17 protein-coding genes are annotated in these 22,944 nt (G+C 63.0%); 9 read left to right on the top strand and 8 right to left on the bottom strand.

What is annotated here, in order from left to right:
• Positions 1 to 44: 44 nt before the first annotated feature.
• From GWL_RS07980 to GWL_RS07970, 3 genes are all read left to right on the top strand, one after another.
• Positions 45 to 1,316 carry an FAD-dependent oxidoreductase gene (locus tag GWL_RS07980; RefSeq protein WP_008328559.1) on the top strand — a complete coding sequence of 424 codons (1,272 nt, stop codon included), beginning with the start codon at positions 45 to 47 and terminating at the stop codon, positions 1,314 to 1,316.
• A 238-nt stretch (positions 1,317 to 1,554) separates the two neighbouring features.
• On the top strand, positions 1,555 to 3,123 hold the full coding sequence (locus tag GWL_RS07975) for a bifunctional ADP-dependent NAD(P)H-hydrate dehydratase/NAD(P)H-hydrate epimerase (RefSeq protein ID WP_008328558.1): 1,569 nt from the start codon (positions 1,555 to 1,557) through the stop codon (positions 3,121 to 3,123).
• The gene (locus tag GWL_RS07970; protein WP_008328555.1) at positions 3,077 to 4,021 is read left to right on the top strand and encodes a DMT family transporter; all 945 of its coding nucleotides are present in this window, start codon (positions 3,077 to 3,079) and stop codon (positions 4,019 to 4,021) included. Before GWL_RS07975 ends, GWL_RS07970 begins: the two co-directional genes overlap by 47 nt.
• On the opposite strand, the gene GWL_RS07965 is transcribed toward GWL_RS07970, so the two are convergent.
• On the bottom strand, positions 4,022 to 4,732 hold the full coding sequence (locus tag GWL_RS07965) for an ABC transporter ATP-binding protein (protein WP_034350281.1): 711 nt from the start codon (positions 4,730 to 4,732) through the stop codon (positions 4,022 to 4,024).
• Between the two features lie 91 nt (positions 4,733 to 4,823).
• Here GWL_RS07965 and GWL_RS07960 point away from each other — a divergent pair, with 91 nt between their 5' ends.
• Positions 4,824 to 5,408, top strand: a complete 585-nt coding sequence (locus GWL_RS07960; protein WP_304412051.1) for an arylesterase — start codon at positions 4,824 to 4,826, stop codon at positions 5,406 to 5,408.
• Positions 5,409 to 5,482: 74 nt separating this feature from the next.
• On the opposite strand, the gene GWL_RS07955 is transcribed toward GWL_RS07960, so the two are convergent.
• The 3 genes from GWL_RS07955 to GWL_RS07945 form a co-directional block, all read right to left on the bottom strand.
• A complete protein-coding gene (locus GWL_RS07955) occupies positions 5,483 to 6,202 on the bottom strand; it encodes a glutamine amidotransferase (protein ID WP_008328552.1) in 720 nt (239 codons plus the stop codon).
• A 474-nt stretch (positions 6,203 to 6,676) separates the two neighbouring features.
• On the bottom strand, positions 6,677 to 8,596 hold the full coding sequence (locus GWL_RS07950; protein ID WP_008328551.1) for a SurA N-terminal domain-containing protein: 1,920 nt from the start codon (positions 8,594 to 8,596) through the stop codon (positions 6,677 to 6,679).
• Positions 8,597 to 8,806: 210 nt separating this feature from the next.
• Positions 8,807 to 9,295, bottom strand: coding sequence for a hypothetical protein (locus GWL_RS07945; RefSeq protein ID WP_008328549.1), 489 nt, complete (start codon positions 9,293 to 9,295; stop codon positions 8,807 to 8,809).
• Positions 9,296 to 9,668: 373 nt separating this feature from the next.
• Between GWL_RS07945 and GWL_RS07940 the strand changes: the two genes are divergently transcribed.
• From GWL_RS07940 to GWL_RS07920, 5 genes are all read left to right on the top strand, one after another.
• The gene (locus GWL_RS07940; protein ID WP_008328548.1) at positions 9,669 to 10,757 is read left to right on the top strand and encodes a putative 2-aminoethylphosphonate ABC transporter ATP-binding protein; all 1,089 of its coding nucleotides are present in this window, start codon (positions 9,669 to 9,671) and stop codon (positions 10,755 to 10,757) included.
• A gap of 12 nt (positions 10,758 to 10,769) precedes the next feature.
• Positions 10,770 to 12,527 carry a putative 2-aminoethylphosphonate ABC transporter permease subunit gene (locus tag GWL_RS07935; RefSeq protein ID WP_008328546.1) on the top strand — a complete coding sequence of 586 codons (1,758 nt, stop codon included), beginning with the start codon at positions 10,770 to 10,772 and terminating at the stop codon, positions 12,525 to 12,527.
• 132 nt (positions 12,528 to 12,659) lie between these two features.
• Positions 12,660 to 13,640, top strand: a complete 981-nt coding sequence (locus GWL_RS07930; RefSeq protein ID WP_085943567.1) for a putative 2-aminoethylphosphonate ABC transporter substrate-binding protein — start codon at positions 12,660 to 12,662, stop codon at positions 13,638 to 13,640.
• Between the two features lie 153 nt (positions 13,641 to 13,793).
• Positions 13,794 to 14,996 (top strand): TIGR03364 family FAD-dependent oxidoreductase, encoded by a 1,203-nt coding sequence (locus GWL_RS07925; protein ID WP_008328543.1) that lies wholly within the window; start codon positions 13,794 to 13,796, stop codon positions 14,994 to 14,996.
• Positions 14,997 to 15,554: 558 nt separating this feature from the next.
• Positions 15,555 to 17,216, top strand: coding sequence for an MFS transporter (locus GWL_RS07920; RefSeq protein WP_008328541.1), 1,662 nt, complete (start codon positions 15,555 to 15,557; stop codon positions 17,214 to 17,216).
• A 155-nt stretch (positions 17,217 to 17,371) separates the two neighbouring features.
• Here the strand turns inward: GWL_RS07920 and GWL_RS07915 are convergent, their stop codons facing one another.
• From GWL_RS07915 to guaB, 4 genes are all read right to left on the bottom strand, one after another.
• Positions 17,372 to 18,571, bottom strand: coding sequence for a hypothetical protein (locus tag GWL_RS07915; protein ID WP_008328539.1), 1,200 nt, complete (start codon positions 18,569 to 18,571; stop codon positions 17,372 to 17,374).
• Positions 18,558 to 19,571, bottom strand: coding sequence for an adenine-specific DNA-methyltransferase (gene yhdJ / locus GWL_RS07910; RefSeq protein WP_237713539.1), 1,014 nt, complete (start codon positions 19,569 to 19,571; stop codon positions 18,558 to 18,560). Before yhdJ ends, GWL_RS07915 begins: the two co-directional genes overlap by 14 nt.
• Before the next feature lie 73 nt (positions 19,572 to 19,644).
• Positions 19,645 to 21,237 carry a glutamine-hydrolyzing GMP synthase gene (guaA, locus tag GWL_RS07905; RefSeq protein WP_008328528.1) on the bottom strand — a complete coding sequence of 531 codons (1,593 nt, stop codon included), beginning with the start codon at positions 21,235 to 21,237 and terminating at the stop codon, positions 19,645 to 19,647.
• Positions 21,238 to 21,342: 105 nt separating this feature from the next.
• Positions 21,343 to 22,812 (bottom strand): IMP dehydrogenase, encoded by a 1,470-nt coding sequence (gene guaB / locus GWL_RS07900; protein WP_008328526.1) that lies wholly within the window; start codon positions 22,810 to 22,812, stop codon positions 21,343 to 21,345.
• Positions 22,813 to 22,944: the final 132 nt, after the last annotated feature.

Below are 22,944 nucleotides of genomic sequence, written 5' to 3'. Positions count from 1 at the left end.
ATGCCCATGACCACAGCGGCCAGACCGCTTCCAAGACGAATAGAGTGAACAGTACACAACGACAGATCGCCATCATCGGCGGGGGACTTTCAGGGATTTGCAGCGCCTACTTCCTGGCCGCGAAGGGCTATGAAGTGGCCGTCATCGAACGCCGTGCGCATGTGGCCGAGGAAGCCACCTTCGGTGACGCCGGCCTGCTGGCCCCGGGCGCGGCCATGCCGCTGACCTTGCCGGGTGCCATGGCAACCTTCGCCTGCCGCTTCCGCGATGAGCCACGCGTGCTGCTGGCCCCCGGTGCCGATTTCGGTCGTCGGCGCTGGATGCGCGCCACGCGCCAGGCCCAGCACCACCACTTTGCCCAGAACAAGCTGCGCCTGACGCGCCTGTCGGCCTACGGCCAGAGCCTGGTGCTGCAATTGCAGGCCCACCACAACCTGGACAATGAAAACGGCCAGGGCGTCTTCCACCTCTTCCGCCATCCCTCCGAGGCGGCGCGCATGACGCATTTGCAGCAAGCCGCGCAAGAATGCGAGTTCAAGCACCAGGCGCTGGACGCCGCCGGCATCCGCGCGCTGGAACCGGCCTTTTCCTCGGAAGCGACACTCTCCGGCGCGCTCTACTATCCTGAGGACATGGCCGGCAACTGCGTGCTCTTTGCCAAGCAGATGCGCAATGCGGCCCAGGAGCTGGGGGTGAGTTTCCATTTCGACTCCACCGTGACGGCCATCGACGCCGAATTCGGTGGCCGCCTGGCGCTGAGCGTGAACTCGCCCCATCTGGCCTCGCAGATGCGGGTCGATGCCGTGGTGGTGGCCGCCGGCATGTCCAGTGCCGAGCTCTTGCGCCCGCTTGATACCGCCCTGCCGCTGCGGGCGGTACAAAGCTATTCGGCGCTGGTGCCGGTCAAGAATCCGGATGATGCCCCCAGCATGGCGCTCTATGACGACAGCTACAAGGTCGCCATGACACGCCTGGGCGGACGCATCCGCATCAGCGGCCTGCTGGGCTTCGTGCCGCCGGGTCAGACCCTGCCGCCCAAGGCCCTGCGCAACCTGCTCAAGATCGCCGGCGACTATTACCCCAATGCGGCCAACTACAACCAGGCGCATTTCTGGAGCAATACCATGGCGCTCTTGCCGCACGGCCTGCCCGTGGTCGGGCCGACCCGGCATGGCAATGTCTTCGTCAACGTCGGCCATGGTGCCACCGGCTGGGCCGCCAGCGTGGGTTCGGCGCGCCTGCTGGCTGACCTGGTCAGCGGCGACCAGACCGAGATTGCCGCCGAGGGCTTGCTGCCGCGCGACGTACTGGCCTGAGCAGGCTGTCTCTGCCGTCTGCTGCGGCCCTGGTCGCGTGCCTTCTTTTCATCGATAAAGATCGCGCAAGGGCCTGCACGGACAGAACAATTCACTTAAAATCAAGCACCCGCGTAACCAGCGCCTGAGCGTGTGAATTTTTCTGCACTTGGCTCTCCAGCGCCGACCTTGCGCGGTGTTCCAGCGGTCTTCTCGCTGCACTGACGCCCATCCACTCAACGTCCCCGCCACCCCGATCATGAGCGCGCTCCATACCGTTGCCGAGATCCGCCAGGTTGAACAAGCGGCCCTGTCCGCCCTGCCCCCTTACACCCTGATGCAGCGCGCCGGCGCCGCCATTGCCGAGCAAGCCCAGCAGTTGCTGTGTTCGGCCACGGCCTCTTCGCCGGCGGTGCTGATCCTGGCCGGGCCCGGCAACAATGGTGGCGATGCGCTGGAAGCGGCCTGCCTGCTGGAAGAAGCCGGCATCGAAGTGAGCGTGCAGCTGCATGCCGACGAAAGCCGCCAGCCCGCCGATGCGCGCCGGGCGTTGGCGCGTGCCCGCGAAGCGGAAATCCAGTTCATCGAAGGCCATGGCGATGCGCCGCTGCGGGCGCACTCCTGGGCCCTGGTGATCGACGGGCTGTTCGGCATCGGCCTGGCGCGTCCGCCCGGACCAGCCTTGCGCCCCATCATCGAGTACGTCAACAGCTTGCGCTGCCCGGTGCTGTCCATCGATGTCCCCAGCGGACTCAATGCCGACACCGGCAGCATCGTGGGCGGCCGCGAGGGCGTGGCCGTCCAGGCCACGCATACCCTGAGCTTCATCGGCGACAAGCCCGGTCTGCATACCTGTGACGGCAGTGACCACAGCGGCCAGATCGTGGTCGAGCCACTGGACATCGACGCGGCGCTGCTACCCCCGGCGCGCGCCTTCCTCAATGGTCCGCAAAGTTTTGCCACCGCGCTCAAGCCGCGCGCCAACAACAGCCACAAAGGCAGCTATGGCGATGTGATCGTGGTGGGCGGTGCGCGCGGCATGGCCGGTGCGCCGGTACTGGCGGCGCGCACGGCAGCTTTTGGCGGGGCCGGACGGGTCTATGTGGCCTTCGTGGACGAGGGACCGGCCTATGACGACAAGCACCCCGAACTGATGTTCCGCCTGGCCGACCGGGTGGAATTCGGCGCCAGCGCGGCCCTGGTAGTCGGCCCCGGCATGGGCACCTCGCGCCATGCGCATGACATCCTGGCGCGCGCCCTCGACAGCGAAGCCGATATCGTCGTCGATGCCGATGCCCTCAATCTGATCTCGGCCGAGCCCACGCTGCAGCACAAGCTGCACCGCCGCAGCCAGCGCGGTACGCAGCCGTGCAGCATCATCACGCCCCATCCACTGGAGGCCGCCCGCCTGCTCGACAGCACCACCCAGCAGATCCAGCAGGACCGCCCGCAGGCGGCGCGGCTGCTGGCCCGGCAGTTCAATGCCATCACCGTGCTCAAGGGGGCGGGCACGGTCATCGCCTTCCCCGATGGCGAGATCGCCATCAACCCCAGCGGCAATCCGGCGCTGTCCACCGCCGGTACCGGCGACGTGCTCTCGGGATTGTGCGGGGCCTTGCTGGCGCAGGGCTGGCCGACCGCGTCGGCCGCCCTGGCCGCCACCTGGATCCACGGCGCCGCCGCCGACCAGTTGGTGGCGGCAGGACAGGGACCGGTGGGGCTGACCGCCAGTGAATTCATCCCGGCCATCCGTGCCGTCTTCAACCAGATTCTCCGAGACCATGTCCAGCGCCGTCCTGCCCTACCCACGCATCGCCCCCAGCCATAAGCTGGGTATCCTGTTCCTGATTTCGGGGCTGTGGACACTGTCACTGCTCGATACCGCCGGCAAGCTGCTGGCCCTGGCGGGGTATCACGTGGTGATGATTGCCTGGATGCGCTACACCATCAATCTGTTCTTCATGGCGGCCACGCTGGCGCCCTTGTACCGGCGCCGTCACGGGCGCAGCATCCTGCAGTCCAACCGGCTCGGACTGCAATTGGGACGGGGTGCGCTGCTGCTGGCGTCGACGCTGATTTTCTTTTCGGTACTGAAGATCGTGCCATTGGCCGAGGGCACGGCCATGAATTTTTGCGCACCGCTGATCGTGCTGGCCATCTCGCCGTGGCTGCTGGGCGAACGCAGCTATCTGTCGCGCTGGATTGCGGTATTGATCGGATTTACGGGCATGCTCATCGTGATTCGCCCCAGTGGCGACATCCCGCCCTATGGCGTGGCGCTGGGCCTGGTCTCGGCCTTCACCCAGGCCATGCTGTCCATCCTCAACCGCAAGGCCAGCCAGGCCGATAACCCGATGGTGACGCTGTTTTATGGCGCGCTGGTGGGCAGCATCGTCTCGACGCTGCTGGTGCCCTTCTTCTGGACCAGTCATGCGCCCACGATGGTGGAACTGGCGATCCTGGTCTCCACCGGCATCACCAGCACCATCGGCCACTTCCTGCAGAACTCGGCCTACCGGCATGCCGAAGCCTCGGTGCTGACGCCCTTCTTCTATGCCCAGATCATCTCGGCCTGCGGCATGGGGTGGCTGGTCTTCGGGCAGTTCCCGGACCAGATCACGGTCCTGGGCATCGCCATCATCTGCGCCAGCGGGATCGGCATCGCCTACATCGAACACAAGCGCGCGCACCCGCTGCCGCCGGCCGATCCGATGGAGTCCGTCTAATCAGTCCTGCACCAGCCGCCCGGCGGCAATGGTCAGGGTGCGCTCGCAACGGGCGGCAATGCCGGGGTCATGGGTCACCAGCACCAGCGTGGAGCCGCGCTCGCGGTTCAGTTCAAACATCAGCTGAATGACCGATTCGCCGGTAGCCGCATCGAGGCTGCCGGTCGGTTCATCGGCAAACAGCAGGGGCGGTTCGGTCACAAAGGCGCGTGCCAGCGCCACGCGCTGCTGCTCGCCGCCGGAGAGGTATTTGGGATAATGCTTCAGGCGGCTGCCCAGGCCCACGCGACCCAGCATCTCTTGCGCCTTGGCCCGCGCCTGGTTGTCACCGCGCAGTTCCAGCGGCAGCATCACGTTTTCCAGGGCATTGAGGTGTCCTAGCAGCTGGAAGGACTGAAACACGAAGCCCAGTTTGCGCTTCCTCAACAGCGCCCGGCCATCTTCATCGAGGGCGTAGATGTCTTCGCCATCGAGGCGTACGGAACCTGCGCTGGGCGTATCCAGTCCAGCCAGCAGGCCCAGCAGGGTCGACTTGCCGGAACCGGAAGCGCCGACGATGGCCACCGTGGTTGCGGCGGCCACGGTAAAATCGATGTCGCTCAGGATGGTCAGGCGACCGGATGGAGCGGCCACATCGGCAACATGTTTGGACAACTGAAGGACTTCAATGGCGGCAATGACGGCAGAACTGGCGGGAGCGGAAGCGGGCATGCAGGGCAATCGGGCAAGTGGGTCCGGGACAGGTGCGCGGCGCAACGGGCTGGTGGGCGCGGTGTTGCGTCTGCTGGCGGGCGTCGTGCTGATGGTAGCGGCGACGAGCGCTTATTCTGCCCCAAAAAACCTGCTCGTGCTCGGTGACAGCCTGTCCGCCGAATATGGCCTGCAGCGCGGCACCGGCTGGACCGGCCTGCTGCAGAAGCGGCTGCAGCAGAACAAGCTGGATTACCAGGTGGTCAATGCCAGCATCAGCGGCGACACCACCATCGGCGGGCGCAACCGCCTGCCACCGCTGATGGCGCAGCACAAGCCGGCCGTCGTGGTGATCGAACTGGGCGCCAACGACGCCCTGCGCGGCCTGCCGCTCAAGACCAGCCAGGACAACCTGCAAGCCATGATCGATCTGGCGCACCAGCAAAAGGCCAAGGTACTGCTGGTGGGGATGCAGATTCCACCCAATTACGGCCCCGACTACACGCACCGTTTCGCGGCGATGTACCAGGAGCTGGCCAAGAGCAACAAGGTGGCGCTGGTGCCGTTCTTCTTCGAGGGGATCGCGGCCGATCTCTCACAGTTCCAGGCTGATCGCATTCATCCCAATGAACAGGCGCAGCCCAGGCTGCTGGACAATGTCTGGCCGCATCTCAAGCCGCTGGTCGGGCTGAAGTAAGCGCGATCGTCCGGCCACAAAGCCCCAGTGCCGTCGCGGGCATCAGGGGCTCTTTTCCTGATGGCGAAGGTGTTTCAATGCCGCGCGTACAACGCCAGGAAGCGTCGCAGCAGCCCGGCCGATTGCGGCGTCTCGCTGACCTTCTCGCACAGCGCCTGTGCATCGATGCCGCAGCCACGGTAGATATCGGCGTAGTAATGCAGATGGGCGCGCACGAACTCGGGCGAGAACTCGGGATGGAACTGCGTCGAATAGACGTTGTGCTTGTGCTTGATGACGTGGTGCGGGTCCATAGGCGAGCGGGCCATGACGATGGCGTCCTTGGGCGGACGCAGCACCGACTGCATGTGCAGCATGTGGGCCGGGAATTCGTCCGGCAGCACGCCCAGCAACTCATCCTGGCGACAGCATTCCAGCGTCCTCACGTGCATGGTGCCGGCGGCGCGGCCGGCCGGGTTGTAGCCGACTTCGCCGCCAAAGGCATGGGTCAGCAACTGGTGGCCATAACAGATGCCGAACATGGGCGTGTCCAGTTCGGCAGCGTCGCGAATCCATTCGGCAGTGCGCTCGCTCCAGTCTTCCTTGTCAGTCACCATGGCCGGTGAACCGGTAATGAAAACCGCGCGGTAACTGCGCGGGCAGGACGGGCGCTCGCCTTCATAGACGGTCACCACTTCGATCTCGGTACGGCACAGACCGGCAGCGCAGCCTATCTGGTCGACATAGCCACCATAGTTGGTCTTGAGGGAAGGATTGGCATCTCCGGTGCGAATGATCAGGACTGGGGCAGGCATAAAAACTGGGTCGTATTCAGGGCAAGTCTCGCATCGGAAGCACTCCTCGTGGAAATACCCCCTGCGATGCTTTTCGAATGTCGACTGGAGAAAGCGACAACTTGTACGGCAGCCGTTTGTTTCCGAAACGGCGCAACATGACGTGCGGATGACAGGAATTTCATCTCGACAGCACAAAAGCTGCATGTTCCCACACGGTGGAAAGCTGACGAAACGCCAACGGACGATGGAAGAATTGAAGCGGATTCCCCGGTGCCGGCTCCCTGTTGCATCCCGCTCGAATGCAGCGCCGGTGTCCATGATGAAACAAAAAAGGCCGCTGGAAAAGCGGCCTGTGTAAATTTTTTAGCAAATTGTGGCGGTCATGCCGACAACTCCCCGTGCTGGGGCAGCACAGCGCACCGATTCACGATCCCGGTGCGCTCCTTGCACTGGCTGCCCCACGGCGGGCCGTGCGATTAGCTCACTTGGCGCTCACTTGGCAGCATCATCCGCGCTCACCGCAGCAGCCCCCTTGAGCAGCTTGGTCTTGGCCTTCTCGCGCAGGTAGTCCAGGTAGCCCAGGGCATCCTGCTGCGACAAGGCGGCGGTGATCTGCTCCTGTTCGGCCTTGCGACGTGCGGTGTCGACGGTCTTGGGCTGTTCCACCTTGGTGATACGGTAGATCTGGTAGCCCAGGCCGCGCGTCTCGGCGCCCACGTAGACCGGCAGCTTGGCGGTATCGGCCTTCATGACGGCGTTGAAGGCTTCCTGGGTCCAGCCGTCGGACTTCACGCGGGACACCACCTTGGGCTCGCTGAAGCCGCTGGCATCATCCTTGGCCTGCAGCTGGGCCAGGCGTTCCTGGCCCGCCTTCACTGCCAGGGATTGCTCTTCGGCTGCCACCACGTCCTTCTGCACCTCCGCCTTGACTTCCTCGAACGGGCGCTTGGACACCGGCTTGTAGCTGGTCATGCGCGCGGCCACCAGGGTGTTGGGAGCGGTCTGCACGGCTTCAGTGTTGTGCTTGCCCTTGATCACGTCGTCGGTGAACAGTGCGCTCAGGAACTTGGCATTGTTGTAGGGTGCCGCACCGGCTGCCGGGTTGGGCAGGCGGGTCACGCCGGAGGCGGTCTGGATCTTCAGCTTGAGCTTGTCGGAGACGGCTTTGAGGCTGTCGGCGTTTTCATAGACCAGGTTGTTGAACTGGTCGGCCATGTCCGAATACTTCTTGGCGGCGATCTGCTTCTTGATGTCGGCACCGATCTCGGCCTTGACCGATTCCAGCGGCTTGACCGACGCCGGCTTGATGCCGGTCACCTCGATGACGTGATAGCCGAAGTCGGACTCCACCGGATCGCTGATCTCGCCCTGCTTCAGGCTGAAGGCGGCATCGGCGAAGGGTTTGACCATGGCGTCGCGGCTGAAGTAACCGAGGTCGCCACCGTTGGCGGCCGAGCCGGGGTCCTGCGAATTGGCTTTGGCCAGCTTGGCAAAGTCACCCGGATTCTTGCGCAGCTGCGCCACCAGAGCATCGGCCTTGCTCTTGGCTGCAGCCTTGTCGGCCGCCGAGGCATCCTTCTTGACGGTGATCAGGATGTGGCTGGCGCGACGCTGTTCTTCGGTGGCGTACTGCTTCTGGTTCTGCTCGTAGTAGGACTTGATATCGTCATCGGTGACAGTGGCCTGGGCAGCCACGGCCGCCGCATCCAGGACCACGTACTCGATGTCGGCCTGTTCCGGGGTCTCGAAACGGGCGGTGTTCTTGTCGTAGTAGGCCTTGAGCATGTCGTCGGTCACCTTGACCTGGCTGGCGTAGCTGTCCGGCTTGAAGTTGAGCATCTGGACGGTACGTTCCTGATCGTTCAGGTTGGACAGGTTCTCGGCCACGGTCCTGGGCGCGAAAGCGGTGCTCTGGATGGCAGCATTCAACTGCTGCACGGCCATTTCGCGGCGCAGGCCGGCTTCGTAGGACTTCTGGGTCATGCCCTGCGCGGCCAGCAGCACGCGGTACTGCTCATTGTCGAAGGTCCCGTCCGGTTTGGTCAGGCCGGGAATCTGCAGGATGCTTTGCTGCAGTACCTGGTCCGGCACCACCAGCTTGCTGGCCACCACCTCGGCGCCCAGGGCGCGCTGGGCGATCAGGTTGTCGAGGATGGCGCGGCGCGCCTGCGGGCTATCGAAGATCTTGCTGTCGAACTGATTGCCATACACCTGGCGCATGCGTTCGAGCTGCTGGCGATGCGCGGCATCCCACTCTTCCTTGGTGATGGTCTGGCCGGCCACCTTGGCCACGCCGCTGTCGTCGGTCAGGCGGCTGTAACCCTCCAGGCCGAAGAAGGCGAACGACGGGAAGATGAACAGCAGCAGCAGGAACTGCATCAGGCGCTGGTGAGTACGAATGAAATCAAACATGTATAGCCAATCAATAAACGATCTGGTCAATGAAGGACAGCGGGGATCAGCGAAGACTGCCGCTGGCGCGCGCCGATAAGAAAAAAGGCGAACTCGCGTTCGCCCTGATCCGGCGCAGGCCCGTCAGGCCCGGGAGACACAACGCACACCGTCATGCTCGCGCGACATTATACACATGCCAATGCCGGCAGGCATCTTTGCCGGGAACCGCTATCGGTCCATCTGGGCCAGCGCCACGCTGCGCAACTGGAAACGGCCATCGTTGTTGAACAGCCAGCTCTCCGAGAGTTCGATACGGCCCTGCTTGAGCAGCGCCGGTGGCGGCTTGGGAAAGGGCGCCGCGGTTTTCAGGCTGCCCAGGGCGCTGGCCTCGGCGTGCTTGTCGCGGTTGCTGCGCAGGATCTCGCTCCTGACCAGGTTTCCCTCACCATCCACCACGTACTTGATGACGATCACCGAGCGCAGCAAGGCTTGCGGGCGCTCTATGTAGACACTGGTGAAATTGACCTGGGAAATGCGCCTGGCCAGGTCGACCTTGTAGCCCTCCACGGTGGTGGCGGTGGAGGTGGCGTCTTCGGTGGTCTTCTTCTGCTCGATCAGGGCGCGTGCCAGTGCGTCACGCTCCTGCTGGGTGCTCTCCGGCGCCGAGCAGGCCGCCAGCATGGCGGCCACGCCCACGCCTGACATCGCCAGCCGCATCCCGGGTCGCCGCCCGGGCTTGCCGTTTTTGTTCATTTGCTCCTCCAAAGGACTGAATGATCTTGCTTCACCCGCCGTACGGCGTCAATGAAGGATCTGACCAAATTTGGACAGTCATTTCCGCCGCGGATTCCCCCGCCGCGAGAGCCCGAAGGCCGATCCATAGCTTCAATCTATAGCAAGGATTCCAGTCCGCTATCACAGCAGGGGGTGTCATCCAGCAGTCATATTAGGCCCGTACCATCCGCTTGCCTTTGAACGGGTCGGCCCGTCAGGCGCAAGCCCGCATGGGCGCTGCGTTTGGGCAAAACCACGAGCCAGCCAGACACCTTCCGAGATGATGCCCACACCCTCTTGCGCCGCCGCCCTCGCGATGCCGGTTTGTCCGCCTGATGATGCCGATGCCGGCGAGCGTTTCCTGTCGGTACGCGGTATCGAAAAACGCTTCGGGGCCTTTACCGCGCTGGACGGGGTGTCGCTGGAAGTGCACCGGGGAGAGATGGTCTGCCTGCTGGGCCCGTCGGGCTGCGGCAAGACCACCCTGCTGCGCACCATCGCCGGGCTGGAGCGCCAGGACGCCGGCCAGCTCGTGGCCGCCGGTCGGGACATTTCCGGTCTGCCGCCGCAATCGCGCGATTACGGCATTCTGTTCCAGTCCTATGCCCTGTTTCCGAATCTGACCGTGGCCGACAACGTCGCCTATGGCCTGCGCAATATGAAGCGCCAGGCACGCCAGGCGCGCGTCACGGAGATGCTGGCCATGGTCGGCCTGGACGGCAGTCAGTCCAAGTATCCCGGCCAGCTGTCCGGCGGCCAGCAGCAGCGCGTGGCTCTGGCGCGTGCACTGGCGCCGTCGCCTTCACTGCTGTTGCTCGATGAACCGCTTTCGGCACTGGATGCGCAGGTACGCGAACACCTGCAACTGGAAATCCGCCGCCTGCAAAAGCAGTTCCGCATCACCACCCTCATGGTCACGCATGACCAGGAAGAAGCGATGGTCATGGCCGACCGCATCGCCGTCATGCAGCACGGGCGCATCGAGCAGTTCGGCACGCCCGCCGAGATCTACCGCCGTCCGGCCACACCTTTCGTGGCGGACTTCATCGGTCATGCCAACTGGCTGCCGTTTTCGCGCATCTCGGGGTCGCAGGTCACCGTGGGGGCCTTGCGCCTCGAAGTGCGTCCCGAAGAAGCGGAGCTGCAAAGCGGCCGCCTGTTCTGCCGGCCCGAGGCCGTGGAACTGTTCGCCACCGAAGACTGTGCCAACCGCTTCCGGGCGCGTGTGGTCGATCGCATCTATCTCGGGCACCGCTACCGCCTGGCCTTGTCAGCGGATGCGCTGCCGGGCCAGACCCTGCTGGCCGACGTCAGCGGCGATTCGCACGAGCGCCTGACCGCCCTGTCGGCACACGACGATCTGTGGGTGGCCTTGCCGCGCCAGGCACTGCGGGTCTTTGCCTGAGCCGCAACATTCATGACGATGCAATCTTCCCTGCCCCCTGCCCGCTCACTGACTGCCATGGCACTCGACCAGACCCTGCCCGCCACGGCACAGGCCGGCCGCGCCGGCACCGACCGCAGCCAGTGGCTGCCGGGCGCATTGAAATGGCTCTTGCTGGTGCTGCTGTCGCTTGGTCTGGGCGGCCCCCTGTTGTTCATCCTGGCACAGGCTTTCCTTACGCCCGAGGGCAACTGGGCCGGTATCCAGCCCTTCGTAGCCCTGTTTGCCAATATCAATTTCCTGCCGCTGCTGGGACGCAGCCTGTGGGTCTCGGCAGTCACTGCCGTGGTCACGGTGCCGCTGGCCTATGTGTTCGCCTACGCCCTGCAGCGCAGCTGCATTCCCTGCAAGGGCCTGTGGCGCGGCATCGGCCTGTTGCCGCTGCTGGCGCCGTCGCTGTTGCCGGGCATCGCGCTGATCTACCTGTTCGGTAATCAGGGACTGTTCAAGGAATGGATGGATGGCAGCATCTACGGCTTCTGGGGCATCCTGCTGGGTGAAGTGTTCTACACCTTCCCGCATGCCATGATGATCCTGCTGTCGGCGCTGTCGCAGGCCGACGGTCGCCTCTACGATGCGGCCCATGCCATGGGCGCCTCGCGCTGGCGCGTCTTCACCACGGTCACCCTGCCGACCACGCGCTATGGCATCTTTGGTGCGCTGTGTCTGGTCTTCACGCTCACCATCACCGACTTCGGCGTGCCCAAGATCACCGGTGGCGCCTACAGCGTGCTGGCCGTGGAAGCCTACAAGGCCGTGGTCGGTCAGCAGCAGTTCGGGCGCGGTGCGCTGATCGGCTTGCTGCTGCTGGTGCCGGCCCTGTTGACCTTCGCCCTGGACGCCTGGCTGCAGCGCCGCCAGCGCGCCACCATGAGCAGCCGTTCGGAAGCCTACATACCGCGTCCCGACTGGCGCCGCGATGGCCTGAACCTGCTGGCGGTGGCGCTCATCGCTGCGGCCATCCTGATGATGATCGTGGTCGCCATGGGTGCGTCGGTGGTCAAGCTGTGGCCCTACAACCTGCAGCTGACCTGGCAGCACTACGACTTCGACAACATGGATGGCGGCGGCTGGCTGGCCTACTGGAACAGTCTGAGACTGGCCTGCGGCACCAGCGTGGCTGGCACCGTGGTCATCTTCACCGGTGCCTGGCTGATGGAAAAGACGCGCGGCCAGCGCTGGCTCTCGCCCCTGCTGCGCATGCTGTGCTTCCTGCCCATGGCCGTGCCCGGCCTGGTGCTGGGCCTGGGCAGCCTGCTCTTCTTCAACCGTCCGGCCAATCCGTTCAACTTCCTCTACGGGACGATGACACTGCTGGTGCTGTGCTGCATCGTGCACTTTTACACCACGGCGCACCTGAGCGCCGTCACTGCCCTCAAACAGCTCGATCCGGAATTCGAGGCCGCCTCGCTGTCGCTGAAGGTGCCACTGCTGCAGACCTTCCTGCGCGTGACCGTACCGCTGTGCCTGCCGCAGATGCTGGAGATCTTCCGCTACCTGTTCGTGTCCTCGATGACCACGGTATCGGCGGTGATCTTCCTGTATCGCCCCGATACGGTGCTGGCCTCGGTGGCGGTACTCAACATGGACGATGCCGGCGACGTCGGTCCGGCGGCGGCCATGTCCACGCTCATCCTGCTGAGCTCGGCGCTGGCCTCGCTGCTCATGCACCTGGCCGGCAGCGGCTGGCTGGCGCGGGCCCAGGCCTGGCGCCGGGGCCGCGCCCACTGAACCGGACTGACTACACCACGATTTCCCCACCTAGCGTCCTCGACGCGTTTTCAACCCAGCCATTCACAGACGAAGGCCATCATGAAAAAAACCAAGCTGTTTTCCCTGCTCGCATCGCTGATCGGCGCCGGCATGCTGTTCTCGGCCCAGGCCCACGCCGCCACCACGCTGACCGTCTACACCGCCCTCGAAGCCGACCAAATCAAGGCTTACCAGGCCGCGTTCCAGAAGGCCAATCCGGACATCGAGATCAAGTGGGTGCGCGACTCCACCGGCATCGTCACGGCCAAGCTGCTGGCCGAGAAGGCCAACCCGCAGGCCGACGTGATCTGGGGCCTGGCTGCCACCAGCCTGGCCCTGCTGGACAAGGAAGGCATGTTGACGCCCTACGCCCCGCACGGCCTCTCGGCCATCGATGCCAAGTACCGCAGCGCCGCCAATCCGCCGGCCTGGGTCGGCATGGACGTGTGGGCTTCGGCGATCTGCTTCAATACCGTGGAAGCACAAAAGCAAGGCTTGCCCAAGCCGACCTCCTGGGCTGACCTGACCAAGCCGGTCTATGCCGGCAAGATCGTGATGCCCAATCCGGCTTCTTCGGGGACCGGCTACCTGGATGTCTCGGCCTGGCTGCAGATGATGGGTGAAGAAAAAGGCTGGGCCTACATGGACGCCCTGCACAAGAACATCGGCCAGTACACCCACTCCGGCTCCAAGCCCTGCAAGCAGGCCGCGACAGGTGAATTCCCCATCGGTATCGCCTTCGAGTACCGCGCCGTCAAGACCAAGAAGGAAGGCGCCCCGATCGACGTGATCCTGCCCTCCGAAGGTCTGGGCTGGGATATCGAAGCCACCGCCATCGTCAAGGGTACCAAGAACCTGGAAGCGGCCAAGAAACTGGCTGACTTCTCGGCCAGCAAGGATGCCATGGCCCTGTATGAAAAGAACTTCGCCGTGGTCGCCGTTCCCGGCGTGGCCAAGCCGGATCCACTGCTGCCGGCCGACTATGAGAAGCGCCTGATCAAGAACGACTTCACCTGGGCCAGCACCAACCGCGACCGCATCCTGACCGAGTGGAGCAAGCGTTACGAAAGCAAGTCCGAGAAGAAGCAGTAAGACCAGAGCCAGTCGGCAACACCTCACCGTCACGGTGGCGCGTTCGTGCGTCACCGTGACGGTGCCAGGAGAGGATCGCAGGACGCCGCCAGAGTGTCCCCGCACAACAGGCAACACGACATCTCGCAACTGACTCCGACGGAGCAATCTCCCATGACCAATTCCCTCTCAGAACACGATCCGCAGCACTTCGACCTGGCCGTGGTCGGCTCGGGCATCCTCGGCCTGGCCCACGCCTACGCCGCCGTCAAGCGCGGCCTCAAGGTGGCCGTCTTCGAACGCACCGGTACGCCCCTGGGCGCTTCCGTGCGCAATTTCGGCATGGGCCTGGTGACCGGCCAGCCGCCGGGCATCATGCTGGACCTGGCCCGCGAAAGCCGCGCCCTGTGGCTGCACCTGTCCACCCGCGCCCATTTCAGCGCCCGTGAAGCCGGCACCCTGCTGTTTGCCCGCAGCCAGGCCGAGCATGACGTGCTGCTGGAATTCATGACCGTGCGAGCGCGCCAGTACGATTACCGCGCCAGCCTGCTCGAAGGCGACAAACTCAACACCCTCTACAACGGGCGCTTCCGCCATCACCGCTCGGCCCTGCATGGCACCGAAGACCTGCAACTCTATTCGCGTGAAGCCATGCCGGCGCTGGTGGCCTACCTGCACTCGCAGGGCGTGCATTTCCGCTTCAATACGCTGGTCCATGGCACCGCCGACGGACGTCTGTCGACCACCGCCGGGGAGTTTCACGCCGAACGCGTGGTGGTGTGCTCGGGCCACGATTACCAGACCCTCTTCGCCGATCGCCTGCAGCCGATGAACCTGAAGCAGTGCCGTCTGCAGATGCTGCGTCTGAAGACCGAGGAGCCGCTGCCGCTGACCCATGCGGTGCTGACCGGCCTGTCCTGCACGCACTATGGCGCCTTCTCGGACCTGCCGAGCGCGCGCGCGGTGCATGCCGAGATCGAGGCCAACGCCCCGCTGCTCAACAAGCACGGCATCCATCTGCTGGTCAGCCCGACGCCCTACCAGGAGCTCATCGTCGGCGATTCGCACCACTACGGCACCGATGCTCCCCCCTTCAACAGCGAAGAAGTCGATGAACTGCTGCTGGGTCTGGTGGAGCACACCCTGGCCACCCGCGTGAAGGTGATCGAGCGCTGGCAGGGTGTCTATGGCAGCAAGGGGCCTGGCCCCTTCTCGGCGCTGGCCATCGACGACCACACCTCGGTGGTGCTGATGCACACCGGTATCGGCATGAGCGTGGGACTGGGACTGGGCGAGCGTGTGGTCAAGGCGCTGCTGGAAGGTGAGGCCCTGCCCTCGCCGAGCGCGCAAGCCACGCCGGCCACCGCACCGGCCTGACGTCGCTGTCCCCGGCTGACAGGGCGATTTGCATCTGCATCGCCCTGTCACCGCCGTCACGACCGGCTTTCTGGCCGGTCAGGCATGCCGCTGACCCGCATGCCTGGCAAGATGCTTCACTTTCTGTTCCTCATTGCTGACAGAAAATCTTTTTTGCCCCCCCTCCCCAAAAGGCGAGCCCCCGACCGCAATCGCTGCGACGCAATATCCCCTGATACCCCGCAAGGTCTTGCCGGAAGGGCTTTGCGCTGCTGCATCGCAACTAGAAACCGGCTTGCTGCGCTGTAAGCTTGTGTAAGTTTGGAGCAAGTCCTGCGTAAGTTTGGCGTCGCACACTCGCCGCATGGACAAGTGGGTCCTTACGCAGGCAATGCGAAGTCAATATCGCGGTTTGTGTTAGACGGGGAAGCGAGGGGAGGCGATTCTTCATGCTCTGCATGCTCTGTTCTCCGGTGCGTTCCTGCATAACGCCCCATTCGGCCATCTGCTGCATTGTTGCCCCGAGTACCTGGCTGCATTCCATGTAGTAGCACACTCATTAAAACCAAGGAGACAAACATGACCACAGCATCAGTCAACACGACTGCGCGCGGCATCACCCCGGAGGAGAAGAAAGTCATCTTCGCCTCGTCGCTAGGCACCGTTTTCGAATGGTATGACTTTTACCTGTACGGTTCGCTGGCGGCCATCATCGCCAAGCAATTCTTCGCCGGCACCGATCCCAACACTGCCTTCATCTTCGCCCTGCTGGCCTTCGCCGCCGGTTTCATCGTGCGTCCGTTCGGCGCGCTGGTGTTCGGTCGCCTGGGTGACCTGGTCGGCCGCAAGTACACCTTCCTGGTGACCATCCTGATCATGGGTGCCTCGACCTTCATCGTCGGCGTGCTGCCCAACTACAACTCCATTGGCATCACCGCCCCGATCATCCTGATCGCCCTGCGCATCCTGCAGGGCCTGGCGCTGGGCGGTGAATATGGCGGTGCGGCCACCTATGTGGCCGAGCACGCACCGGAAGGCCGCCGCGGCGCCTTTACCGCGTGGATCCAGACCACCGCCACGATGGGCCTGTTCCTGTCGCTGCTGGTGATCCTGGGCGTGCGTACCGCGGTGGGTGAAGCTGCCTTCGCCGACTGGGGCTGGCGCATTCCCTTCCTGGTTTCCATCCTGCTGTTGGCCATCTCGGTGTGGATCCGCATGTCCATGAACGAGTCGCCGGCCTTCCTGAAGATGAAGGCCGAGGGCAAGACCTCCAAGGCACCGCTGACCGAAGCCTTCGGCCAGTGGAAGAACCTGAAGCTGGTCATCCTGGCACTGGTCGGCCTGACCGCCGGTCAAGCCGTGGTGTGGTACACCGGCCAGTTCTATGCCCTGTTCTTCCTGACCCAGACCCTGAAGGTGGATGGCCCGACGGCCAATATCCTGATTGCCGTGGCTCTGCTGCTGGCCACGCCCTTCTTCCTGTTCTTCGGTTCGCTGTCGGACAAGATCGGCCGCAAGCCCATCATCCTGGGTGGCTGCCTGATCGCCGCCGTGACCTACTTCCCGATCTTCAACGGCCTGACCCACTTCGCCAACCCGGCACTGGAATCGGCCCTGAAGAAGTCGCCGGTGATCGTCACCGCTGACCCGGCCAGCTGCCAGTTCCAGTTCAACCCGACCGGCACCAAGAAGTTCACCTCCTCCTGCGACATCGTCAAGGCCAAGCTGTCGGCGGCTTCGGTGAACTACCAGAACGTGGCCGGTGCACCGGGTTCGGTGGCCACCGTCAAGATCGGCGAGCGCATCATCACTTCATATGATGCGGCTGGCCTGTCCAAGGAAGAAGCGGCTGCCAAGGACAAGCAACTGTCCAAGGAACTGGCCGATGACATCAAGGCCGCCGGCTACCCGGCCAAGGCCGATCCGGAGCAGATGAACAAGCCCATGGTCCTGCTGCTGCTGTTCATCCTGGTGCTCTACGTGACCATGGTGTACGGCCCGATCGCGGCTTGCCTGGTGGAGATGTTCCCGACCCGCATCCGCTACACCTCCATGTCCATGCCCTACCACATCGGCAACGGCTGGTTCGGCGGCCTGCTGCCCACCACCTCCTTCGCGCTGGTGGCCTTCAAGGGCGACATCTACTATGGTCTGTGGTATCCGATCGTGATCTCGGTCATCACCGTGGTGATCGGCCTGCTGTTCGTGAAGGAAACCGTGCACAACAACATTCACCAATGATGCAATGATGATCTGATGCGCGTCCCTTTGGCCGACCTGGCTGAGGGACGTCGCAGGATAGGCAAGACGGCCGGACGCAATGAAGATTGCGTCCGGTTTTTTATTGCTGACGGGTGGGGCGCTGTGCGGGGCTCAGCGCATGCGCATGTAAAAAATTAGCCTTCCAGAAGAGACAGCGTAGCGCCGCCCTCGTCGTCTTGTTCCTCGTCATCGTCGTTGTAATTGAACTCGACCTTGCTCTGCACGACGATTTCATCCATGACACTCTGAAGCCCGCCCGACTCCACCACGGCATCAAAAGCTGTCATCAGGTCTTTGACGTTGATGATCTCTTCCACGGCCTTCATGTAGGTCTCCACGATCGCCTCGATCCTGTATTTGGCCAAGGCCTGCTGGCGAATAGCTGTTCGAATCTGCTCGGCGCTCTCGACCGACTTCACGACGAAGCTGATCGGGAAGCGCTGCACCTTGTCGATATCGAGGAAGTATTTGTTGACATCGATGGTTTCCGTCACCTGAAAGAATCGTCCCAGGGGCTTCATGACGAAGTCAATTCCGCCGTCATTGGCATTGGTGCGACCCGTCTTGTAGAGCACGAGAGCGGTCTTGGCAACCGTCTCCTCTGTCTCACCAATCCAAATGCTTTCCTGCCCGTACTTGGCTTTGAGAATTGCGTAGCTGACTATCTCAAAGACGCGCGCATCAACGTTCGACGCAAGCTGCTGCACAACGAATGCGATGGCCTTCTCCGGGGCCTGCTTGCCCAGCTCCGCGATTTGCCGGCAGGTTTCCAGGAACCCTTCAAAGGCGGCACGCTTGGCCTCCACGTAGGCATTGATGATCTCGATCACCGCTGGGGCAATGTTGTAGATGTGGTCCTTGCCATCTTTATGGCGGACAGCGACTTGCAGCAAATCTTCCTGGATCCAGTAGCGCTGGGTCGCCACGTCCCGAACGATAGGAGGCTTGCCGACAGAAGGGTAGAATTTCTTGAACTCGTCATTCAGGCGCGAATTGAGTGCATGATTCTGCAGCTTGGCGCCGAAAGGCAACTCGCGCTGGCGCCGGAACAAATCAGAAAAGCGAGCTCCCTCGTACTTCGCGTAGGACAGGCCAGCATTTTCCTTGGCGTAGCCCTTCTGGATGTAATCTTCAACGACGACGTAGAGCGCATAGTGATTGGCGAACGCGCCTCTGGCCTTCGATCCGCGGTTGGCTGCCCTGGTCTTGTTGTTCAGATAGCCCAGAATTGGGCTGCTCATGAAAACATCGAGGGCATAGTCTCCAAAGTGCTTCTTCAGCACGGCGAGGAGGGTCGGGGTGAAAGCGTGATGGGCACTGTCAAAGCTTGGCATCGAATAGCCCTCCCTGCTCCTGCGCACCTGCCCCGCCTCTTGCCCCGTTGCCGTTCTTGCGAACGTAGGTCTTGTCCGGAGCCGCCAAGGTTTCTCCATTGAGCTGGGTCGCTATGCCAAGCCTGCGCAGGCCGATCTTCACGTAATCGGTCTGCAGCTCGATACCAACGGAGCGCCGGCCCAGACGTTGCGCGACGGCGCATGTTGTAAACGTCCCGCCGAACGGGTCGAGAACCATGTCGCCAGGGTTGGAGCTGGCCTTGATGATGCGTTCAAGGAGCGCCTCCGGCTTCTGGCTCGGGTGCTCTTCGTATTCCGGCATACGGTACCGCACACGCGGCAGGTACCATGTATTGCCTGGCACTTTCGTCGTCTTGTAGGGGCTTGGGACCTCTTTTCGATAGTCCATGAGCTTTCGCACTGCCCCTGTCCGCGCTTCGACTTCAATGTCGGCCGCATTGAACGTGTAGGATTTCGCATCCTTGACGCAATAAAGAATCGGCTCATAGAGCGAGCCGAAAAATTTCTTCGCCTGCACTCCTGAGCTGTCGTAATGCCAGACGATGCGAGACAGTATGCTCATCCGTTGACGCAGCCACAGGTCAAGATAGGGCATCGCCTGTGTGCTGCTCATGACATACAGGCTCCCGCTGGGCTTGAGCTTGCGGATGCAGGCTTCAAGCCACCGATAGCACCACTCGGCATAGGCGAGGTCAGAAGGCCAGGCGTCCCTGAACTCACCGAACTTCTTGCCGATGTTGTAGGGCGGATCAGCAAAAATGAGGTCGACCGACGCATCTGGAATGCTGTCCAGAGCCTCAAGGCAGTCGCCATGAAAGACGGTGGTGACCTCGCCTTCGTATTTGTTTACCAACCCCGTACTCCTTGTAAGATTCGCCCGCACGGTCTGCATTGACGCGCATGCTGACCTGCCGTGAAAAGTCTTGCTTGCCGCTGCCAGCGCCAGCCAGCCCATCTCATTGAATGCCAGACCGAACAAGAAAAAGCCCGTGAAATCACAGGCTTGGGTGTTGTTTTCTGCCGATCAATGCCGGCAGTTTCCAGACATCAGGTCACTCCCACTCAATGGTCGCCGGCGGCTTCCCCGAAATGTCATAGACCACCCGGTTCAAGCCCCGCACCTCATTGATGATGCGGTTGGACACGCGGCCCAGCAACTCATGCGGCAGGTGCGCCCAATGCGCGGTCATGAAGTCCTGGGTCTGTACGGCACGCAAGGCCACCACGTATTCGTAGGTACGACCATCACCCATGACCCCAACCGACTTCACCGGCAGGAACACGGCAAAGGCCTGGCTGGTCTTCTCGTACCAGGTCTGGCCATCCTCATCCTTCGTATTGCGCAGTTCTTCGATGAAGATCGCATCGGCACGACGCAGCAGGTCGGCGTATTCCTTCTTCACTTCACCCAGGATACGCACGCCCAGGCCAGGACCGGGGAACGGATGGCGATACACCATCTCCGGCGGCAGACCCAGCGCCACGCCCAGTTCGCGCACTTCGTCCTTGAACAGTTCACGCAGCGGTTCCAGCAGCTTCAGGTTCAGCGTTTCCGGCAGGCCGCCGACATTGTGGTGGCTCTTGATGGTGTGGGCGGTCTTCTTGCCCTTGCCGGCGCTTTCGATCACGTCCGGATAGATGGTGCCCTGGGCCAGCCACTTGGCGCTGGTCAGCTTGGCCGATTCGGCCTGGAACACTTCCACGAACTCGCGGCCGATGATCTTGCGCTTGGCTTCCGGATCGGTCACGCCCGCCAGATGGCCCATGAACTGTGCGGTGGCGTCCACATGGATCACCTTCACGCCCAGGTTCTTTGCAAACATCTCCATGACCATCTTGCCTTCGTCCAGGCGCAGCAGGCCGTGGTCGACGAACACACAGGTCAGTTGGTCACCGATGGCGCGATGGATCAGCGCTGCCGCCACGCTGCTGTCCACACCGCCAGACAGGCCCAGGATGACTTCATCGCTGCCCACCTGCTGGCGGATCATCTCGACGGCTTCGGCGATGTAGTCCGGCATGTTCCAGTCCGACTGGCAGCCGCAGATCTCGTGCACGAAGCGGGCCAGCATGGCCTTGCCCTGCACGGTGTGGGTCACTTCCGGGTGGAACTGCACACCGTAGAAACGACGCTCCTCGTCGGCCATGCCGGCGATCGGACAGTTGCCGGTGGAAGCCATCAGCTTGAAGCCGGCCGGCATGTCATTGACCTTGTCGCCATGGCTCATCCAGACCTTCAGCATGCCGTGACCTTGGGCATTGGTGAAGTCGCTGATGTTGTCCAGCAGCTTGGTGTGGCCGTGGGCACGTACCTCGGCGTAGCCGAATTCGCGCAGGTGGCCGTTCTCGACCTTGCCGCCCAGTTGCTCGGCCATGGTCTGCATGCCGTAGCAGATGCCCAGCACCGGCACGCCCAGTTCGAAGACCGCTTGCGGCGCACGCGGGGTGTCGCCTTCGGTGACGCTGTTGGGGCCGCCGGAGAGGATGACGCCGGCCGCGCCGTAGTTGCGCACGAACTCGTCGGTCACGTCATGCGGGAATACCTCGGAAAACACACCGGCTTCGCGCACGCGGCGAGCGATGAGCTGGGTCACCTGGGAACCGAAGTCGAGGATCAGGATTTTCGAATGCGAATGCGTGGACATGGGCAGTGAGGTCTGGCTACGTTAAAAATGGACTTCTGAAAAGATCAACAGCCCGACAGCCTGGCATGATGCCGGTGGGCTGTCGGGCTGTGGCCGCATCGAAAATTACTCGGCGCGGTAGTTCGGGGCTTCCTTGGTGATCTGCACGTCATGGACATGCGATTCACGCATGCCGGCCGCGGTGATCTCGACGAACTCGGCGCGCTCGCGGAAGTCGTCGATGGAGCCACAACCGCAGTAACCCATGGAGGAGCGCACACCGCCCACCAGTTGATACAGGATCGCGACCACCGAGCCCTTGTAGGCGACGCGGCCTTCGATGCCTTCCGGCACGAACTTGTCGGCGGTGTTGTCGCCGTCCTGGAAGTAGCGATCGGCCGAACCGTCGGCCATCGCTCCCAGCGAACCCATGCCGCGATACGACTTGTAGCTGCGACCCTGGTACAGGATCACTTCGCCCGGGGCTTCTTCGGTACCGGCGAACATGCTGCCCATCATCACGGCCGAAGCGCCGGCGGCCAGCGCCTTGGCGACGTCGCCCGAGAAGCGGATGCCGCCGTCAGCGATCACCGGCACGCCAGTGCCCTTCAGGGCTTCGGCGACGTTGGCGATGGCCGAGATCTGCGGCACGCCGACACCGGCGACGATACGGGTGGTGCAGATGGAGCCGGGGCCGATACCGACCTTGACGGCATCGGCACCATGCTCGACCAGGGCCTTGGCAGCGGCGGCGGTAGCGATGTTGCCGCCGATGACTTCCACGTGCGGGAACTTGGTCTTGACCCACTTGACGCGGTTGAGCACACCAGCCGAGTGGCCGTGGGCAGTATCGACCACGATCACGTCCACGCCGGCGGCGACCAGCAGCTCGATGCGCTCGTCATTGTCCGGGCCCACGCCGACGGCAGCGCCCACGCGCAGCTTGCCGTGTTCGTCCTTGCAGGCGAAGGGGTGTTCGGTGGATTTCTCGATGTCCTTGACGGTGATCAGGCCGCGCAGCTCAAACGCATCGTTGACCACCATCACGCGCTCCAGGCGGTGCTTGTTCATCAGGCGCTTGGCTTCTTCGGGATCGGCGCTGGAGCCGTTTTCCTTGACGTAGACCAGCTTCTCGCGCGGGGTCATCTTGGCGCGGACTTCCGCGTCCAGTTCTTCTTCGAAACGCAGGTCGCGGTTGGTGATGATGCCCACCAGCGCCTTGCCTTCCACCACCGGGAAACCGGAGATGCCATGCTGCTTGGACAGCGCGATGACATCACGGATCTTCATGGTGGGGGGGATGGTGATCGGATCGCGGACCACGCCGGATTCGAAACGCTTGACCTTGGAAACCTCGCGCGCCTGTTCCTTGGGCGTCAGGTTCTTGTGGATGATGCCGATGCCGCCCTCTTGCGCCATGGCAATGGCCAGGCGAGCTTCAGTGACGGTGTCCATCGCCGCCGAGACCAGCGGAATGTTCAGCGAAATGTTGCGCGTCAGGCGCGTGGTCAGGGAAGTGTCTTTGGGGAGGATGTCCGAGAAGGCCGGAACGAGCAGCACATCATCGAACGTGAGTGCTTTTTGGAGAAGACGCATAGTGTTTCCTATAGGCGCAAAAGCGAATTATACAGAAAAGCTGATCGCGCGTCTTGCTCTACTTGCGTTTTGCCCTCCGGGCGTCGTAAAAATGCCGGAAGGCTGGGGCTCTGGGCCGGGCAGCAGCGCCGC

The sequence above is a fragment of the Herbaspirillum sp. GW103 genome, assembly GCF_000261365.1.
GTDB lineage: Bacteria > Pseudomonadota > Gammaproteobacteria > Burkholderiales > Burkholderiaceae_D > Herbaspirillum.
Note: the sequence above shows the minus strand (reverse complement) of the source record. Positions and strands in the feature narration are given on the sequence as shown.

What these genes read in the sequence shown, in the direction of transcription:
- GWL_RS07930 (WP_085943567.1), top strand. Translation starts at nt 12,660, where the DNA reads ATGCTGTTCTCGGCCCAGGCCCACGCCGCCACCACGCTGACCGTCTAC.
- GWL_RS07970 (WP_008328555.1), top strand. Translation starts at nt 3,077, where the DNA reads ATGTCCAGCGCCGTCCTGCCCTACCCACGCATCGCCCCCAGCCATAAG.
- GWL_RS07955 (WP_008328552.1), bottom strand. Translation starts at nt 6,202, where the DNA reads ATGCCTGCCCCAGTCCTGATCATTCGCACCGGAGATGCCAATCCTTCC.
- GWL_RS07950 (WP_008328551.1), bottom strand. Translation starts at nt 8,596, where the DNA reads ATGTTTGATTTCATTCGTACTCACCAGCGCCTGATGCAGTTCCTGCTG.
- guaA (WP_008328528.1), bottom strand. Translation starts at nt 21,237, where the DNA reads ATGTCCACGCATTCGCATTCGAAAATCCTGATCCTCGACTTCGGTTCC.
- guaB (WP_008328526.1), bottom strand. Translation starts at nt 22,812, where the DNA reads ATGCGTCTTCTCCAAAAAGCACTCACGTTCGATGATGTGCTGCTCGTT.
- GWL_RS07935 (WP_008328546.1), top strand. Translation starts at nt 10,770, where the DNA reads ATGACGATGCAATCTTCCCTGCCCCCTGCCCGCTCACTGACTGCCATG.
- GWL_RS07960 (WP_304412051.1), top strand. Translation starts at nt 4,824, where the DNA reads ATGGTAGCGGCGACGAGCGCTTATTCTGCCCCAAAAAACCTGCTCGTG.
- GWL_RS07945 (WP_008328549.1), bottom strand. Translation starts at nt 9,295, where the DNA reads ATGCGGCTGGCGATGTCAGGCGTGGGCGTGGCCGCCATGCTGGCGGCC.
- GWL_RS07940 (WP_008328548.1), top strand. Translation starts at nt 9,669, where the DNA reads ATGCCGGTTTGTCCGCCTGATGATGCCGATGCCGGCGAGCGTTTCCTG.
- GWL_RS07920 (WP_008328541.1), top strand. Translation starts at nt 15,555, where the DNA reads ATGACCACAGCATCAGTCAACACGACTGCGCGCGGCATCACCCCGGAG.
- GWL_RS07975 (WP_008328558.1), top strand. Translation starts at nt 1,555, where the DNA reads ATGAGCGCGCTCCATACCGTTGCCGAGATCCGCCAGGTTGAACAAGCG.
- GWL_RS07915 (WP_008328539.1), bottom strand. Translation starts at nt 18,571, where the DNA reads ATGCCAAGCTTTGACAGTGCCCATCACGCTTTCACCCCGACCCTCCTC.
- GWL_RS07965 (WP_034350281.1), bottom strand. Translation starts at nt 4,732, where the DNA reads ATGCCCGCTTCCGCTCCCGCCAGTTCTGCCGTCATTGCCGCCATTGAA.
- GWL_RS07925 (WP_008328543.1), top strand. Translation starts at nt 13,794, where the DNA reads ATGACCAATTCCCTCTCAGAACACGATCCGCAGCACTTCGACCTGGCC.